We start from the raw sequence: 18,589 nt of genomic DNA on the forward strand, positions 1-18,589 counted from the left end.
CATTCCCCCCTTTAACGCAAGATCGGTATATAGTGTATCTGTACAAGAATTTTTAATTAAGCAGATTGAATTCTGATTGTCAGCGTTACTGAACAGGCAATGAAAATGAAAAAACTGACCCTTGTCCTGGCTGGCTCTGCAACTCAATTACACTTCCATGCATCCTTAAAATCTCGGTAACCAGATAAAGCCCGATCCCAAAACCCGAGACGTTTTTCATCTGTTCATTGTTCACCCTGTAAAAGCGTTCAAAAAGTCTCTTCTGGTCCGCAGGAGACACCCCTATTCCCTGATCTGCAAAAGAAATTTGCATAGCGTTTCCAACCCGCAGGCAGCTCACCGTAACGGTTGTCCCGGCTGGAGAATATTTAACCGCATTGCTAAGTAAGTTTGTCATAACCTGGCTGATCTTTTCCCTGTCAGCCATGATATGTACTTCTTCACAAAGCTGATAAGATATCTGATGCAGGGGCGCCAGGGTTATGGCCTCATCTACGATCTCATTCATCAATAACGGAAGCGAAAATCTAGATAAATTTAAGGCCATTTTACCCTCATCCAATCTGGACAAATCGAGAAAATCATGGATCAAACTGGTCATTTTAACTGTCTGATTTTCTGCACGGGACAACACCTTTTCAGTATAAAGATCCCCTCGCTGCCTGGCCTTTAAAAGGGCAAGCTGCACATAGGAACGAACGGAAGTTAATGGCGTTTTTAATTCATGGCTGACAATAGCTATGAAATCATTTTTACGCTGTTCTTCCAGTTTTTTCTCGGTAATATCCCGCGCTATTTTAGAAATTCCGATGATGTTTCCCTTTGTATCTTTAACAGGAGAAATGGTCAGAGAGACGTCAACCAATCGTCCATCCTTTGTTAGTCTCTTGGTCTCAATATGATCTACACGCCTTCCAGCTTTCAATTGGGCCAGTATCGAATATTCTTCTTCTTTTCTGTCCTCAGGAATCAATTTTAAAATAGACTCACCGATAATTTCCTGCGCAGTAAATCCAAAGATTCTTTCTGCTGAGATATTCCAGCTCGTTATAATTCCCTGAAGATCTTTACTGATAACTGCATCGTCAGTAGAATCGACGATAGCTGCAAGGACGGCACTTTTTTCTTCTGCCTGCTTGAGAAGTGTAATGTCTCTGGCAATCTTAGAAATACCAATAATACCACCAAAGTAGTCGCGGATAGGTGATATTGTCAAGGAGATATCCAGCAGGCGACCACTTTTTGCCATCCGGCGCGTTTCAAAATGTTCAACACGATCGCCCCGGCGTAAACGGGTAAGAATGTCTATCTCCTCTCCCAGCCTGTCTGCGGGGATTATTTTCAGAATCGGCTGCCCGATCATTTCTTCTGCAGTATAACCGAATATACGTTTTGCCGCAGGATTCCAGCTCGTTACTACTCCTTGCAAGTCTTTACTTATAATTGCATCATCTGAGGAATCCACGATTGCTGCAAACATCGCATTTCGTTCTTCGGCAAGCCGCAGTGCATTATGTTCGTAATTTAATTCTTTGAACTCATCCATAAAAGCATGCATATTTCAAACGCCCAGCCAATATACTTAAATTGTTAACGAATAGCCAAGTATATATCCGCCCACATAAGCGGCATTTTTTTCGCAAAAATTCCCCTTTATTTTCCTACCACAACAAGAAGAAAATTTATTATTATTACATAGCGTTATAAGTAACTCATCTATCGTATGAAGTTTAACCGTCACTATCTAAGATCAAAAAATTACTACGCAAAGGAAATACTGGGCTTTCTCTTCATTCTTTTTGCAATATACTTTTTCAGACACGAGGGGCACGAACTTCGATCTCTTGGTGGCGTACTGCGGTCATCGAACCAATGGATCCTGTTGACGGGCTTAATTGTTACCGTTCTCTATGCCCTATCGCATGCCCTGATGTACAGTTACAGCTTTAAAACCATCGGCTCAAAAATCCTTTGGACCGATGGCCTTCGACTGTTTCTTAAGCGAAACTTTGTAAGTGTCTTTCTACCCGGCGGTGGCGTAACATCCCTGGCTTTTTTTTCTAAAGAGATTGAAAACAAAGGAATAAGTCAGACAAAGATTAATCTGGCATCCTACATCTACGGACTAATAGGGATATTCACCGTATTTTTGGTTACTATACCAGTAATAATCTACCTGTTATTTACCCGTCAGCACATGTTTGGCGAACTAATTGCGTTTGGCGTATTAACCCTGACTATCATTCTTTTGACTACAGGAACAATCTCTCTCTATAAGAAAGGTTGGCTGTATAAAAAAATTCTTGCATTTAAACCTGATACCGAACTGATTCTGGATGAAATTGCTGACAGTGACTTCTCCATTTCCAGCCTGATTTCGACTATCCTTATTTCTCTGGGAATTGAATTCCTTGGAATTGCACATTTGCTCATTGCGATGTATGCATTAGGACTGGAAGGTCATTTTGATGCCGCAGTAGTCGGCTATGTTATCGCTACACTTTTTCTTGTTATTTCGCCATTTCTAAAAGGTTTAGGGGCTGTTGAACTGAGTCTGGTTTTGGTTCTTCAGAGTTACGGGTTCAGTGCAACACAGGCCGCTGCTGTAACATTTCTTTATCGTTTGTTCGAATTCTGGCTACCTATGCTGGCAGGAGCCATGAGTTTTATTCTGAACAAGGGCAATCTTTTTCTCAGGATCTTCCCGGCAATGCTCTTGTTCACTCTGGGTATTGTAGACATTATATCAGTACTTACGCCGGCATTGGGCACTCGTATCCAGTTGCTTTCAGATTTCCTTCCGGTAGAGGCGCTACGCTTGTCTAATGGTCTTGTATTGCTTATCGGCATTCTTCAGCTGATTACTTCTGCATTTCTTTTGAGAGGAATGCGCAGTGCCTGGAATATTGCAGTTATACTCTGCACGCTTGCTATCGCGGGTAATCTTACCAAAGGACTTGATTATGAGGAAGCAACGCTTGCATTTGCTGTTTTATTTTCCCTATGGCTAACCCGCAAACAGTATTACGTCCGTGCGAACCGAAATCTTCAAAATTTCAGTCTCGGTGTTTCGTTGTGGATATTTACTGCAGTTACTGTTTACGGGATAGTCGGCTTCTATTTTCTGGACCAGAAGCATTTTGGAATCGATTTCAGCCTGACTCAATCTGTAAGCAGCACGTTTGACAATTTCATTTTTCTCAACACGGGAGGACTAGAACCCCGTACGCATTTCGCACATCTGTTTTTATATTCGATCAGAGTACTGGGAGCCAGTTCGATATTACTCGTGTTTTATGGCTCCATTAAACCATATTTATTTGAAGACAAGGCGGAGGAAGATGAGTTTTTACGCGCAGAAGAATTATTACAAAAACATGGAAACTCAGCTGTGGATTACTTCAAAACTTACCGCGATAAATTATTTTTCTTCGCAGAAGACAGGGACGGCTTTATTTCCTATAGGATAGGCGGCGACTTTGCTATAGCACTCGGAACACCGGTTTGTGCATCAGATATCCAAACTTCCAGACGTATTATTCTGGAGTATGAAGAATTCTGTCTGCGCAACGGTCTGAAGCCTGCTTATTATAGAATAGATCGTAAAGGTCTTGAAGTTTTTGACTTGTTGAATAAAAAAAATATTATTATCGGGCAGGAAGCAATAGTTGACCTGCCAGGATTCACGATGGAAGGTGGAAACCGGAAGTCTTTAAGAAATGCCATGAGCAGTGTTCTCAAAAAAGGATATAAGCTTAAAATATACGACGCACCAATCAAAGCCGGCACCATTCAAAAATTAGAACAGGTAAGCAATAATTGGCTTAGCAGTCTTGAAAGGGCTGAAATGGTTTTTTCACAGGGAATTTTTGATGCGGATGAAATTGGTAAACAAACGGTCCTGGCATTGGAAAATGAAGATGAGAAAATCGTTGCCTTCCTAAATATTATTCCCGATTACGTCCCCGGAGAACTCACTTACGATTTGATTCGCAAAACAGATGATGCGCCCGGCGGAAATATGGATGTACTTATTGTAGAACTGATCGCTTATGCAAAAGAAAAAGGATATACAAAACTAAACCTTGGAATGGCTCCGATGTCTGGTATTATTAAAGGCAGGGATCTTCCGGAAAGGACAATTAAATTCAGTTACGAAAAATTACGCTCTTTCCGTCACTACCATGGTTTGAGAGATTTCAAAGAGAAGTTCTCACCGGAGTGGGAGGATGAATTTTTAGTATATGATAATCATTATGACCTGCTCAGATTACCTGTTGCACTTAATACGGTAATGAAACCCTGAAAATGTAGCTACCTATGAAAATGCCAAATGAAAGAATTATCTGGGTTAATCGAATGCTGATATGCGCAGTATTTTTAATGCTATTCGGAAGCACAAAGGCCGCAATGATTTCAGTACTGGAAAAGGATTCCATAGCGTGTTCGGGTTTCGGTTATCTCAAACTATATAAACCCGCGAAAACACCTGATCATGTACTCATTTGTATTTCCGGCGATGGTGGCTGGAATTCAGGCATCGAAGGGATCGCTCTTCATCTCAAAACAGAAAACACATTACTCGTAGGTGTAGATATTCGCCAGGTATTAAAGTATATGAAAACGAGTAGGCAATCGTGTTTGTATCCAGCTGCTGACTTCGAACGTATGAGTCAGTTTATACAAAAGAAACTAGGCTATCAAACTTATAACATTCCTATTCTGCTTGGTTACTCATCCGGAGCCACACTGGTTTACGGGTTAGTAGCACAAGCACCACAAAACACATTCCGAGCTGGCCTTGCATTAGGGTTCTGCCCTGATTTTCAGATAGACAGGCCATTATGTACCGGTTCAGGAAAATTCACGTTGGCGAAACTTAAAAACGGCCGGGGTTATGATATAGGTCCTGTGGCAAACCTCTCGACACCCTTTATATCTTTGCAGGGAGAAGCAGATCAGGTCTGTAACTATGCAAAAACTGTAGCTTTTCTTAAAAAAGTACCGAACGCAAAGGTTATATCTCTGCCAAAGGTTGGGCATGGTTATGGTGTCGAAAAGAACTGGCTTCCTCAACTTAAGTCTGTATATGATAGTCTGCTTAAACAAAACGAAGAAAACATGTACGAAGGCGCTGCTAAAAATCTAAATCTGCCCCTCCATTTCACAAAGGCTGCAAAAGATAAAAATAGTAATTCGATGGTTGTATTCATCTCCGGAGATGGAGGATGGACGGGTTTTGATCAACAAATGGCGACGGCTTTTGCGGCAAAAGGAGCACCGGTTGCCGGACTAAATTCGCTGAAGTATTTCTGGCAGCGTAAAAGTCCCGAAGAAACTACCGCTGACATAATTAGAATAATCGAAACTTATTCTGCTGAATGGAAAAAAGAAAAAGTTATTCTTGTTGGATATTCCTTTGGTGCAGATGTTATGCCATTTGTATATAATCGCCTTCCGGAAAAACTGAAACGAAACATAATCGGACTTGGACTGATGTCGCCATCAAAAGATACTGATTTCGAGGTTCATGTGACTGACCTGTTTAATATTGGATCAGCTCCAAAAGGGTTTTCCGTTCCGGCAGAAATCGACAAGATTGCTGACATACGCCCAGTATGTTTTTTCGGAAAAGACGAAAGTGATCTTCCGGTCGAAGAAATATCAAAACAAAGAGCTAAAGTTATATTCCTTAAAGGCGGGCATCATTACGAAAATAGTTTTGAGACCATTGCATCTACTTTTCTGCCCTGATTGCCCTTGCAGGCGCTCGGAATTCAGTATACACATTCGAAAATGCGGCTGCTGCAGATCTCGAACCTAACGAGGAAGAAACAGCGCTAATCACCAGGCATTTAAACGATTTAAAATTAATCAGATAACCCCTTTAAATTAATTTAACTAATTTAAACCCACCAAAACCAATCAATAATGAGAAAGAACAAGCCTGTATTAAAGAATATCATGACTGCTGCATTAGGGGGGTTATTAATTGCTTCCACCCCGCTACTAATGAGCTATCGCGAGGCGACGGAAAATCCAGTGATCAAAAAAAGCCTGAAAGAATCGGATCTTAAAGTAGAGACGGTTGTCACAGGTCTGGATATGCCTTGGGCAACAGCATTTTTACCAGACGGCAGATTACTTGTAACAGAACGAACCGGAAAGCTTCGCCTGGTAAAAGATGGCAAAATAGATCCTAAAGAAATAACTGGTCTTCCGAAGCTTTTGTATAAAGGACAAGGGGGCTTACTTGATGTTGTCCTCCATCCCGACTACGCAAAAAATGGATGGATATACATCAGTTACTCTTCACCAAAAGCTGCTGGCGAACCGGGAGATGACGGTGGCGCAAATACTGCAATGTTACGTGCTAAACTTAAAGATCACGCTCTTACTGACGTACAAATCCTCTTTAAGGCTTTACCAAATGTAAAGTCTAACCCACACTTTGGTGGAAGAATTATATTTGACAATAAAGGTTATGTTTTTCTTTCCCTGGGAGAGCGCGGCCAAATGGAAAAGGCACAGGATCTGAGCAAAGACCAAGGCAAAATTATACGTCTTCACGAAGATGGGAAAGTACCTGCCGATAATCCATTTGTAAAAACTGAAGGTGCAAAACCTGAAATCTGGAGCTACGGACATCGTAATCCCCAGGGTTTAGTTATTAATCCTACGACAGGTGTGATCTGGGAGCACGAACATGGTCCACAAGGTGGTGATGAATTGAATATTGTTGAAAAAGGTAAAAACTATGGCTGGCCGTTGATCACCTATGGAATTGACTACGATAACAGCATCATTTCAAAAGATACCGCAAAAACAGGATTGGAGCAACCCGTGCTTTATTGGAAGCCATCTATTGCACCCTGTGGAATGGCCTTTATAACCAGTGAAAAATTTAAGGACTGGAAAGGCGATTTACTTGTTGGATCTCTGAAGTTCAATTACTTACAACACCTGGTTATTAAAGACAATAAAGTCGTAAAAAAAGAAATCATTTTTGAAAAAATAGGTAGAGTACGAGATGTACGCCAGGGTCCGGATGGAAATATCTATGTAGTAGTAGAAGATTCCGGCAGTATTTTAAAAATCAGCCCAAAAGCATAAGCACAAAATTTAAATCCATTAATCTGTGAAACTATTATCAATATTATTTTGTGGTGTTCTGTTTACTTCCTCCTATATCTCCGGGCAGGAAGATCCATTGACTAAAAGCATGGAAAGAGGGAAAATAATCTACAAGGAATCCTGCATTACCTGCCATATGGGCAAAGGCGAGGGTGTTCCCGGAGCTTTTCCTCCGCTGGCCAAAGCTGATTATCTAATAAAAATGCCCGAGAAAGCAATTCATGCTGTTAAGTATGGCCTAAATGGTAAAATAACGGTTAATGGTGTAGAATATAATACAATGATGCCAAATCCGGGATTAAGTAATGACGAGATTGCAGATGTAATCAATTACATTCAAAATTCGTGGGGCAATTCCAATAAAAAAATTGTCACAGAAAAAATGGTAGAGGCTATTAAAAAATAGCCTCTACTAACTCTTGCAACCAGACCTAAGTTTTTTATTAGAACACTTATGTAATTTTGCTGAAAAGGAGATACAGTTTTAATTATATTCACTTGAAATTAAAACCTCTGCCTCATGAAAAAAACAGTTTTACTGTTCGCTATCAGCTTATTTTTATTTGCCTGCAATTCAAACAAGCAGCAATCCGGTTCCGGCAATACTGATTCAGTACTTACCGCACAGGACAATCTAGTTGACACTGTAGCTGCAAATCATAATGCGGTGGGTGCAATCGACTGGAATACTATCCCTGATCTTAAAGATATCGGTTCATATCCGTTTATCACAGCACCTAAAGGCCTGAAAATTGAGACTGAGAAAAATGGATTGACCGAACATTTTGAATATGAGAAGCTAGAGAATTATCTAGGCAATGATCAGTTAATCAAAACTGAGGGAAAATTAGGTGTAATCGTAATGGAAATGAAACCCGGTTATAACGATCGTTATTTCGATAAAAATGTATATGGATATCTGGATAAAATAGGTGCGAAAATTTTATATAGCGGCCCCCTGTCAAAAGAAGAGAGTGTGCGGGAAAAACTGAAGGAAAACATGTACAGTGGAGTTAATCGTACGACAGGAACATCAGATGACCAGCCTGTAACTGTTTATGCCTTTAGAAATCAGGGGAAAAACTATATTATTAACGTACAGTCCAATTCCGCGCAGGGTACCATTTTCATAATGGAACTAGAAGCGTTTGAAGGGACCATAAAAAAATATACTGCTACAGAAATTGGTTCCGAAATAGACAAAACCGGAAAAGCAGTGCTATACATCAATTTTGATACTGATAAAGCCACATTAAAGCCGGAGGGCAAACAGGTTGCAGATGAAATTGCTAACCTGCTGAACGAAAATACGGGACTGAAAATTTCAATTGAAGGATATACCGACAATACTGGGTTGGCTAACAGGAATGTCGAACTGTCAAAAGAGCGAGCACAATCTGTAATGAAATACCTGATTGAAAAAGGAGCTATAAACCCATCGCGTTTAAAGGCGGCCGGATACGGTGCTGACAAACCTATCTCTCCGAACGATTCAGAGGAAAATAAAGCTAAAAACAGGCGTGTAGAGCTGGTTAAGATCAGTTAAAATATTCCCCCTACTTCCGCTTAATTGACAACTAATCGCCCATCCCCTGTTTTAATGCGTTCCTGTACTTTATCTTTTCTGTTTGGATATGTTTTCGTTGATTTGTTGAGTAGCATAAAAAAATGAAGAACAGTGTATCCTTTTACTGGAAATGTCAGCTTATAGGCTGGTCTGGAGCATCATTGTACTGGTTTGTGCAAGGTTCTTCCGGAGATGGATTTAGCTGGTCGGCTGGCCTGCTCCATTTTCTCGCTGATATAGCACTGTATATTTTAATCACTCATCTTTACCGGACTTTTGCAAGGAATAATAATTGGCAGAATTCGCCTCTTAATCTGTTATTTAAACGCTTATTACTGGCCCTACCTATTATGGCCATTGCTTACACTGGAGTAACAGTGACAAAAATATATCTCATCAGGTTAGTATTCGCACAAGGAACCAACGTCGAAATCCTGGAATTTATCAGACAAAACTTACCTGGTATCTTGATGGCTGGATTTAGACTTATGGCTATTTGGATGCTTGCCTACCATCTTTACCAGTATTCCCGGCGCGAGATTAGACTGGTTAAAGAAAATGCTTCTTTACAACTAAGATATAGGGAAGCACAGCTTGACAAGCTTTCTGATCAGCTCAATCCACATTTTCTCTTTAACTCACTGAATACTATAAAATCTCTGATTAGCACTGACACAAAACTGGCGAGAAGAGGAATAGATTTATTAAGCGAATTGTTACGAAGTAGTCTGTATCGCCAGGCCTCTCTGACCCATACATTAGCAGAAGAACTCGAGCTTGCAAAAGACTATCTCGAGTTAGAAAAGATGCGAATGGAAGAAAGACTTACATTTAGCGTGCACGCTGACCAAAGCCTGAATAACTTCCCTGTACTTGGTTTATCCATCCAGACTTTGGCGGAAAATGCATTAAAGCATGGGGTATCGAAGCTGAAGGACGGTGGACATATAGCCATAAACATAAGCCGTGAAACCGGATTTCTGGAGATCATGGTAACTAATCCGGGTATAATAAATGAAGATCCGGATCATATCGGAATTGGTCTTAAAAATCTAAAAGAAAGATTGCGGCTAGCCTATCACGGTCAAGCAACTTTTAAGCTGTTTAAGAAGAACGACGATTTGATTTATTCTGTGATAAGAATCCCTTTGCGATGAAGAAAATCCGAGCATTGATAATCGATGATGAACGCCTTGCCAGAGATGAACTCAGGTTGATGCTCAACGAATTCCACGAAATTAATATAATCGGAGAAGCCGCAAATGCAGACCAGGCAGAGCGAATGATTTCGGATCTCAGACCCGACGTAATTTTTCTGGATATTCAAATGCCGGTGCGATCTGGGTTTGATTTATTGGAATCACTCTCTGTAACTCCTCTGATTGTCTTTATTACCGCTTATGAGACTTTTGCCTTGAAGGCGTTTGATGTAAGTGCCATTGATTACCTGATGAAACCCTTGCGTGAAGAAAGGTTAAAAAAGGCAGTTTCGGAAATTAAGAGCAGATTTAAAGAAGCTGGAAATGATCACCTTTTTGTTAAAGATAAAGGGCAATATCATCTAATTAAATGGTCTGAAGTACATCTCGTGGAATCCCTCGATAATTACGTCCGCATTTACTTTGGTTATAAGAATATACTTTTCAAGAGTTCTTTAAACCAGCTGGAAGAAAAACTTGATAACTCTACATTTTTTAGAATCGCCAGGGCACAGCTTGTCAACCTGAATTATATAGAATCCATTAAACAGGAAGAAAACAGCCTTTCAGTAGAACTTAAATCTGGGCAACACTTTCCAGTCTCTATTCGGCAGGCCGTTAAACTAAAGAAGCTATATAACCAAAACAAATAAACCTACCCATCTAACTATGAACAATATTCGATTATTCGTCATGGCCGCGCTTTGTCTTTTAATGAGCGGGCTGTGCTTGGCTCAAACCAGCCCTCAATTGCCCGACACGGCCAATTATTTAATTAACGATAAAGTATTAATAAAGACTTCAGACGGTGCCACAATATCGGCAGTAACTGTAATTAAAAAACCGTTTACTAGTAAACTTCCGGCAGCGCTGATGTTTTTTATTTATAGTAATACGGAGAGAAGTTTAGCAGAAGCCAAATTTGCTGCAGATTACGGTTATATTGGTATAGTGGCTGATACCCGTGGAAAACGTTTAAGTCCAGATAAGATCGAACCTTACGAGCATGAAGCCCGGGATGTGAACTCAGTAATTGACTGGATTACCCAGCAATCATGGAGTAATGGAAGCGTGGGAATGTATGGCGGTAGTTATTCCGGATTTGCACAGTGGGCGGCCACTAAATATTTGCATCCTGCACTTAAAACTATTGTGCCTTACGTTGCTGCAATACCAGGATTAGGTCTCCCAATGGAGAACAATGTATTTCTAACGGCAAATTATCAATGGGCATTTTATATCACCAATAACAAATTCACTGATGATCTGGTTAATAACGACAATGAGCGTTGGCACCGAATGAGAGACCGATGGTGGGAAACCGGGGTAGCTTACAATCGGATAGACAGCCTTGACGGAACTCCTAACCCCTGGTTGCAAAAATGGTTGTCACATCCAGATTACGATGAATACTGGCAATCGATGGTTCCTTACAAAAAAGAATTCTCCAAAATTAATATCCCAGTGCTGAGTATTACGGGTTATTATGATGATGGACAGGTTTCCGCCTTGGAATATCTACGCGAGCACTACAAGTATAACCCTCATGCAGCCCATTATCTTCTGATCGGACCATATGATCATTTTGGCGCACAAAAAGGAGGAACAGCACAACTAAGAGGCTACCAGGTAGACTCCGTAGCATTGATCAATACCAGAGAGATTACATTTCAGTGGCTCGATTATGTATTGAAGGGTACAAAAAAACCCGATATCATTCAGGATAAAATCAATTTTGAAGTGATGGGTGAAAACAAATGGCATCATGCAAAATCTATTGACCAGATGGGACCTAGAAAACGACGATTATATCTGGATAAGTTGAAAAATGGTACTGCCTTTACACTTTCTGATCGTAAGCCTGTAAAAAACGATTATTTAACCCAGATTGTCGATCTTTCAGACCGCATCACGTCGAATAACGATTATTATCCCAGTCCGATTATCAAGAGTGAACTGGACACGACTAATGGTCTGTTTTTTATAAGCCAACCGTTCGATACTGCTACAAGCGTCAGCGGCCTGCTTAAAGGAAACCTTCGGGTAACTATTAATAAAAAAGATATGGATTTTGGCTTATCATTATATGAAGTTACACCCACAGGTGAATATTTTCAACTTTCATACTTTCTGGGAAGGGCAAGTTATGCAAAAGATATGAGCAGAAGACAGTTACTAAATCCAGGAAAAGCTACGGATATCCCCTTTTATCGTTCCAGGGTTTTCAGCAAGCGGCTGAGCAAAGGGAGTCGTTTACTAGTCATGCTCAATATCAATAAAAATCCATTTTCAGAAATTAACTATGGTACGGGGAAACCAGTCAGTACAGAAACTATCAGTGATGCGGGAGCTCCGTTAGAGATTAAATGGCATAATCAAAGTTACATAGAATTAGGCTTTTCAAACTAATTGGGCAACTTAAATAATTCGCACATCTTTTTCCAGCGTTTTGATGAAAATGACGTCAGATACCTTTCCGTCAAAGGATATTTTTAACCCCGTTAACCCGTAGCCATATGCCGCACCAGTATCAATATTCCATGATTCGGATTCTGCCGTATATTGCGGGCTGGAGCTCCGCAGAGGTGTATGTCCATGAACCTGGATTTTTCCAATATTCTTTAATGGCTTCCGGTTCCATAAGACACCATCTTGATTTTCTTCCTCGAAGGGCCGTAAGGTATTCGAAAGTCCGGCATGACTTACAAAAAGATGATCCTGCTCAAATTTCAGCGGCAGACCTTCAAACCAGGGGATCACAACAGACAGTCGTACCTGATGTTGCTCGAGATTTTCTAATGTTTGTTTTCCCCCCTGTACTATCCAGTGTTCAAGCGCCCCCTTTTCATAGTATTCAATTATTTCAGCCTCATGATTACCTTTTATAATCGTTACATTTTGATAAATTTCGGTTAGCTGCATACATTCCTGAACAACCATAGCACTATGATTTCCACGATCGATCAAGTCGCCGACACAAATAAGGTGCTCCTTTTCCTTGTTCCAGTTCTTTAACATTTCTCGAAATGTATAAAAACAGCCATGAATATCACCTATGACAAAATAATCCATCATTTAATCCAGCTATAAGCGTTATTTAGAATTCCAGTGTAAATATTATAATTTAATTTAAAAATTCAAGCAGTTGCACAAGCTATTTATACCAATAAAATAACTGGCTTTTATGCAGATTTTCTAATGTTGTAAATAGCCGAATTCTGACTAATCATTCATATTTCAGCGCATCTATTGTATTTGTGACCGCAGCGTTGTAGGAACGTATACTTACTGTTATTAATGTAATCACCATCGAAATACACATGGCCAGCAAAAACGGCCAGATGCTCAAATCCATACGATAAGCAAAACCGTCGAGCCAATTGGAGACAAAAAGGTATGCTAATGGCCAGGCCACTATATTCGCAAAGAATACCATGATCAAAAATGACCCGTTCAGCATTTTAACCAGCTCCATAGTCGACGCACCCAATACTTTACGAATAGCAATTTCCTTTGTTCTTTGTGTTGCTACAAAAGAAATTAGTCCGAAAAGACCAATAAAGGAGATGAAAATAATAATTCCTGCAAATACCCGGAAAAGAAAACCAGTAACCTGATCTGCCTGATAATATCCATTGATATCATCATTCAAAAATCTCGCCCCGTAGATTTCATTCGGAAAATATTCATTCCATTGAGTCTCTATCTCTTTCATGGCATGCCTAATCTCTTGCTTATCAATTTTAACCGCAAGCTGACCGTAAAACCTCGTCATCTGATAAAATATCATTGGGGAAATATTCTCTTTCAGATACTGGTCATTAAAATCTTTCACTACACCTACAATTGGCGCCTGGCGTCCATTTTGATTTATAATCTTCCCCAGAGCTGCTTGTGGGTCATTGATCCCTACTTTTCGAATGAAGCTCTCGTTAGCTATATAACCGTTTATAGTATCACTTTTTGTATAGACCTTTCCTGCTAGAAATGGAATATTAAATAACTGATAGTATGCTTCGTCATTGGAGGACACCCTAACTTCAAAATCCTTGTTTTCAATTCCATTAAAGCTAAAGTTCGTCGTACTCATTGAGCTCGAAAGCGGAGGCCGTGCACAGTAACTCACCATTTCAACTCCTCTAATATTTTTCACACTTTCTTTGAAAGAATTCATTCTCGTTCTGCAAAGGCTATCTCCCGGAATATCTATCATTACAATTGCTTCACTGGCAAAGCCCAATGGTTTCTCGCGCACATATTCCATCTGTTTCATGATTACGATTGTACTGATTATCAACACTATTGTAATAGAAAACTGAACGATCAACAGGATTCTGCGCAAACTGAGACTACCGGAATTTATATTGACCTTATTTTTAATAGCCATTGCAGGGCTGAAGCCGGACATGACCATTGCGGGATAGAAACCTGCCAGAAAGGCAACGAATACAACTAACCCCAACATAAATACTAGTATAATAGGGTCCTGAAACAGACTGAAGACAACTTTTTCTTTGAATAAATTCTGCATCACTGGAAATGCCAGTTCTGCGAGAATACAGGAAATAAGCAGCGCAACTACCGTAATCACTAAAGTCTCCGTTAAAAACTGGAAGACGAGCTGTCTGCGCATGGAACCCATTACTTTTCGTACACCCACTTCTTTAGACCGGTTCACAGATTGTGCGGTGGCGAGGTTGATGAAATTTATACAAGCAGTTACCATTAGGAAAAGACCGATTATTGCTAATCCGTAGATTTCTTTCCTGGTAATTGTAGTGTCTGAAAAATTATCGTACTTCTCACTGAAATGTATATCCCGTAATTTTTGAAGTACACTTTTCTGATTCCCAGGTACATTTTTATCAGTAAAATGAACTTTATTAAATTGATCAAGAGAGGCCTGCAGTGCAGCTTCCGATACATTCGGTGATTTTAAGAAGAAAACCTGGTCGCCTGAACTAACTGAACCCCAATCTTTATTATTTTTCTGTCCTGTACTTTCAATACTTATCACAATATTTAGTGGAATACTACTATTGACCGGGATGTCCTTAAATACACCTGTCACTTTCAGGTTCATCTGATTCCAAAACAAGAAAGTCTTTCCTAAAGCCTGCTCTGCCCCGCCAAAGAACAGTTTTGCTGTTGCTTCTGAAAGAACCACAGTATTTGGTTCTGCCAACAAATTAGCTGGTCTGGCAGACAGCCAGGTCACAGGAATGATGTCAAACAATTCCGGGTCGGCAAAAAATACAGTCTTTGCTGCTTTAAATGTTTGCCTTCCAGATTCGTCTTTGACAATGGTAGCTCCTCCATTCCGGATCACCCTGGCAATTTTTTCAACTCCGGCAATTTCTCCCTTCGCTGCGTTGGCCAATGGCAATGGAGAACCGGAAGAGTGATCTATGAAGCTATTATAATTCCAATCGGTGACAATTCTGTAAATTCTATCCTCATTTTTGTATCCCTGATCGAAGCTTAGCTGATATTTGATAAAAATAAAGATCAGGATGCAACTAGCCATACCAACTGACAGGCCAGCGACATTAATGAAAGTATAGACTTTATACTTCCATAAGTTCCGGATTGCTATTTTCAGGTTTATTCTAAACATTACTTTAATTTTTCAGATTCTAGTCCAATGGTATGCCAATACCCGAAAACCGGAATTAACACCCCTGAACATAGTATTAAATCGTTAAGTGTTCAAATGCGGACAGACATTGTTCGGTAATGCACAACCTTAAAAATCTATGATGCTTTAAATTTACATGCCCGGATATACTCACTCGGCGACATTCCGATAACTTTTTTAAAAACACGGTTAAAAGTAATTGCACTGTTAAAACCGGTTGCATAAGCGATTTCAGAAATCGACTTGGAATCTCCATGAAGTAGTTCTTTACACGCCTCGTTTATTCTGATCTCATTTAGAAATGACAAATAAGTTTTACGGGTATGCTTTTTAAAATACTTACAAAAGGAATGTGAAGTCATGTGTGCGATGGAAGCAATCTTCACCAAACTGATTTGTTCTGAGAAATTTTCAATAGTATACTGGAAAATATCGTTCATGCGAATTCCTTCTGACTCCGTATAATATTGCTGTGTAAATCCGGTCGATAAACCTTTCCAATTTACTACGGCACTGCTAAAATACTGCAGCAGGTTAAAGAAACGAATTAATCTGTCCAGACCAGTTAACCTGCTAATCTGTACAATCAGGTCATTGGCGACAGGATGCCCCTCAGGCAACTGGAGGCTTCCGGGCAAATTCGTGACGAATTTTTTCACCGTTTCCAATTCTGGAAAACTCAAATGTTTTTCGAAAAATTTGATATCAAAAAAGATATGAATTGCATGGATGTTTTTCTCCTGAAGATTTTCAAAATATTTAGGGTCCCCTTTAAACATGTGTGGCTGGTTCGGGCCAATCATGTAAACTTCACCTGCTTTAAATGCCTGGGTATAATTGCCGATGACAAGGGTCCCTTCTCCTTTCAGGACTAAGGTGATCTGCGCTTCCTGATGCCGGTGAAGATAGTTATAGAAATAGGGTAAAATATCTTCCTGTATAACCACAGAGCCTTCGTTCGCGACGGGCACGGTAAATTGAATGACTTTCATAAGATGAGTTTAGCGTAATCTGGTTTGTGTTTAGGTTCAAAAAGGAATAAATATGCCTGGTCAGTTGCAATAACCTTTTTTGTAAACATATAAATTTATACTTTATAAATTTAAATTATCCATAATCCCCATAATAAACTTACAGACCGGACAATTATTGACAAACCTGTCTAATTCGGATATATATAGACATAAATGTTTAGATACGGCAATTTTCGTTAATTAACTGATAATATTTGCGCTATTCATCCGCAAAAAGACTGCGTTATTTGGTAGAAACAATAAACCCCATTATGATCAAAGGATTTTTCAACGTACCTGCACCAATAAATGAACCCGTATTAGCTTATGCACCGGGAAGTAAAGAAAGAGAGTTATTGCAGGCTGCTTTAAAGTCTGCGTACCAAAATCAACTGGACATACCCATGTATATTGGTGCTCAGGAAATCAGAACCGGTAACCTAAAACCGCTTACTCCACCACATAATCACAAACATATTTTAGGCCATTTTCATCAAGGAGATGCAAGCCACGTAAAACTGGCAATTGATGCCGCACTTGCAGCAAAAGCAGAATGGGAAAATCTTGCATGGGAGCATCGTGCTGCAATTTTCTTGAAAGCTGCTGATCTGATTGCAGGTCCATATCGTAATGAGCTGCTTGCCGCTACAATGGCTGGTCAGTCTAAAAATGCCTACCAGGCTGAAATTGATGCAGCATGTGAACTCATAGACTTCCTGAGATTCAACGTGAAATATATGACTGAAATTTACAGTCAGCAACCACCAGTATCACCTTCTGGCGTATGGAACCGTGTAGAGCAACGTCCTCTGGAAGGATTTATCTTTGCACTGACGCCTTTCAATTTTACAGCGATAGCTGGTAATTTACCGACTTCTGCTGCCATGATGGGTAATGTTATTGTTTGGAAACCTGCGAACACCCAGATCTATTCAGCTCAGGTATTAATGAAAGTATTTAAGGAAGCAGGCCTTCCTGACGGTGTAATTAACCTGATCTACGTTTCGGGACCGGTTGCAGGTGATGTAATTTTCGACCATGCTGACTTCGCCGGAATTCATTTTACAGGTTCAACAGGCGTATTTCAGGATATATGGAAAACTATCGGAACCAATATTCACAAATACAAAACTTATCCGCGTATTGTGGGTGAAACAGGAGGAAAAGACTTTATCCTGGTACATCAGTCCGCTAATGCAAAAGCAGCAGCTACTGCTATTGTAAGGGGTGCATTTGAATACCAGGGACAGAAATGTTCTGCTGCATCCAGAGTATATATTGCCGCTTCACTCTGGCCTGAAATTAAGGACAGTATTCTTGCTGATCTCGCTACGATCAAAACAGGGCCGGTAGAAGATTTCACCAACTTTGTTAATGCTGTAATTAATGAGGCTTCTTTTGACCTGCTTGCAGATGCGATTGAAAAAGCTAGAAACAACGAATCAACCGAGATTATCGCTGGTGGTAAGTACGATAAATCTGCCGGCTATTTTATTGAGCCGACTATAATTGTCACCAAAGATCCTAAATATGCGACTATGACCCAGGAACTCTTTGGACCTGTGCTGACAGTATATATTTATGAAGATGATGCTTTCGCAGAAACATTAGAATTAGTAGATCAAACATCTGTTTACGCATTAACAGGCGCGGTAATGGCTACCGATGCCTATGCAATTCAACAAGCTTCTGTTGCTTTAAGAAATGCAGCTGGTAATTTCTATATCAATGATAAATGTACCGGTGCTGTTGTCGGTCAACAGCCATTTGGAGGCGCAAGAGCTTCCGGTACAAATGACAAAGCCGGATCAATGATTAATTTGCTGCGCTGGGTATCTCCAAGAACAATTAAAGAATCTTTCGTTCCGGCTCAGGATTACAGATATCCATCCTTCCTGCCGGATTTGAAATAAAAATTGCTGAAAAGCAGATTTGAATATATTGCAAAAACCTTATTCCTGATGCGCCAATGCAGATGGAGTAAGGTTTTTTTGTTGAGTATACATTCCCGGAAAAGAAAGATTATCTGTATTTTTAT

The 18,589-nt window shown here is 40.0% G+C and carries 13 protein-coding genes; 9 read left to right on the forward strand and 4 right to left on the reverse strand.

Translation table 11 applies throughout. The features are described 5' to 3' along the window. Positions 1–85: 85 nt before the first annotated feature. Positions 86–1,546 carry a PAS domain-containing sensor histidine kinase gene (locus BLR53_RS15745; protein WP_176763553.1) on the reverse strand — a complete coding sequence of 487 codons (1,461 nt, stop codon included), beginning with the start codon at positions 1,544–1,546 and terminating at the stop codon, positions 86–88. Positions 1,547–1,723: 177 nt separating this feature from the next. Between BLR53_RS15745 and BLR53_RS15750 the strand changes: the two genes are divergently transcribed. The 8 genes from BLR53_RS15750 (at position 1,724) to BLR53_RS15785 (ending at position 12,309) form a co-directional block, all read left to right on the forward strand. After that, positions 1,724–4,306 carry a phosphatidylglycerol lysyltransferase domain-containing protein gene (locus BLR53_RS15750; protein WP_074591090.1) on the forward strand — a complete coding sequence of 861 codons (2,583 nt, stop codon included), beginning with the start codon at positions 1,724–1,726 and terminating at the stop codon, positions 4,304–4,306. A 14-nt stretch (positions 4,307–4,320) separates the two neighbouring features. Further along, positions 4,321–5,754, forward strand: coding sequence for an AcvB/VirJ family lysyl-phosphatidylglycerol hydrolase (locus BLR53_RS15755; RefSeq protein ID WP_083332107.1), 1,434 nt, complete (start codon positions 4,321–4,323; stop codon positions 5,752–5,754). Between the two features lie 177 nt (positions 5,755–5,931). Further along, positions 5,932–7,113: a PQQ-dependent sugar dehydrogenase gene (locus tag BLR53_RS15760; protein ID WP_037438340.1), complete on the forward strand. Its 1,182-nt coding sequence runs from the start codon at positions 5,932–5,934 to the stop codon at positions 7,111–7,113. Between the two features lie 25 nt (positions 7,114–7,138). Then, complete coding sequence (locus BLR53_RS15765; RefSeq protein WP_074591092.1) at positions 7,139–7,540, forward strand: c-type cytochrome; 402 nt, start codon at positions 7,139–7,141, stop codon at positions 7,538–7,540. Between the two features lie 114 nt (positions 7,541–7,654). After that, on the forward strand, positions 7,655–8,680 hold the full coding sequence (locus BLR53_RS15770) for an OmpA family protein (protein ID WP_074591094.1): 1,026 nt from the start codon (positions 7,655–7,657) through the stop codon (positions 8,678–8,680). A gap of 122 nt (positions 8,681–8,802) precedes the next feature. Then, positions 8,803–9,858 (forward strand): sensor histidine kinase, encoded by a 1,056-nt coding sequence (locus tag BLR53_RS15775; protein WP_074591096.1) that lies wholly within the window; start codon positions 8,803–8,805, stop codon positions 9,856–9,858. Continuing rightward, on the forward strand, positions 9,855–10,553 hold the full coding sequence (locus BLR53_RS15780; protein WP_051759614.1) for a LytR/AlgR family response regulator transcription factor: 699 nt from the start codon (positions 9,855–9,857) through the stop codon (positions 10,551–10,553). The genes BLR53_RS15775 and BLR53_RS15780 overlap by 4 nt, the downstream gene beginning before the upstream one ends. 16 nt (positions 10,554–10,569) lie before the next feature. Beyond that, positions 10,570–12,309: a CocE/NonD family hydrolase gene (locus tag BLR53_RS15785; RefSeq protein WP_074591099.1), complete on the forward strand. Its 1,740-nt coding sequence runs from the start codon at positions 10,570–10,572 to the stop codon at positions 12,307–12,309. 9 nt (positions 12,310–12,318) lie between these two features. Here BLR53_RS15785 and BLR53_RS15790 read toward each other — a convergent pair whose 3' ends face one another. The 3 genes from BLR53_RS15790 to BLR53_RS15800 all read right to left on the reverse strand — a co-directional run bounded on the left by BLR53_RS15790 (position 12,319) and on the right by BLR53_RS15800 (position 16,530). Further along, positions 12,319–12,975, reverse strand: coding sequence for a metallophosphoesterase (locus BLR53_RS15790; RefSeq protein WP_218122993.1), 657 nt, complete (start codon positions 12,973–12,975; stop codon positions 12,319–12,321). 151 nt (positions 12,976–13,126) lie between these two features. After that, positions 13,127–15,517 carry an ABC transporter permease gene (locus BLR53_RS15795; RefSeq protein WP_074591102.1) on the reverse strand — a complete coding sequence of 797 codons (2,391 nt, stop codon included), beginning with the start codon at positions 15,515–15,517 and terminating at the stop codon, positions 13,127–13,129. Positions 15,518–15,654: 137 nt separating this feature from the next. Next, on the reverse strand, positions 15,655–16,530 hold the full coding sequence (locus BLR53_RS15800; RefSeq protein WP_037438345.1) for a helix-turn-helix domain-containing protein: 876 nt from the start codon (positions 16,528–16,530) through the stop codon (positions 15,655–15,657). Between the two features lie 293 nt (positions 16,531–16,823). On the opposite strand from BLR53_RS15800, the gene pruA reads away from it, so the two are divergent. Beyond that, a complete protein-coding gene (pruA, locus tag BLR53_RS15805; RefSeq protein ID WP_037438346.1) occupies positions 16,824–18,464 on the forward strand; it encodes an L-glutamate gamma-semialdehyde dehydrogenase in 1,641 nt (546 codons plus the stop codon). Positions 18,465–18,589: the final 125 nt, after the last annotated feature.

It is taken from the genome of Pedobacter antarcticus (genome assembly GCF_900103515.1).
In the GTDB taxonomy this organism is placed as follows: domain Bacteria; phylum Bacteroidota; class Bacteroidia; order Sphingobacteriales; family Sphingobacteriaceae; genus Pedobacter; species Pedobacter antarcticus.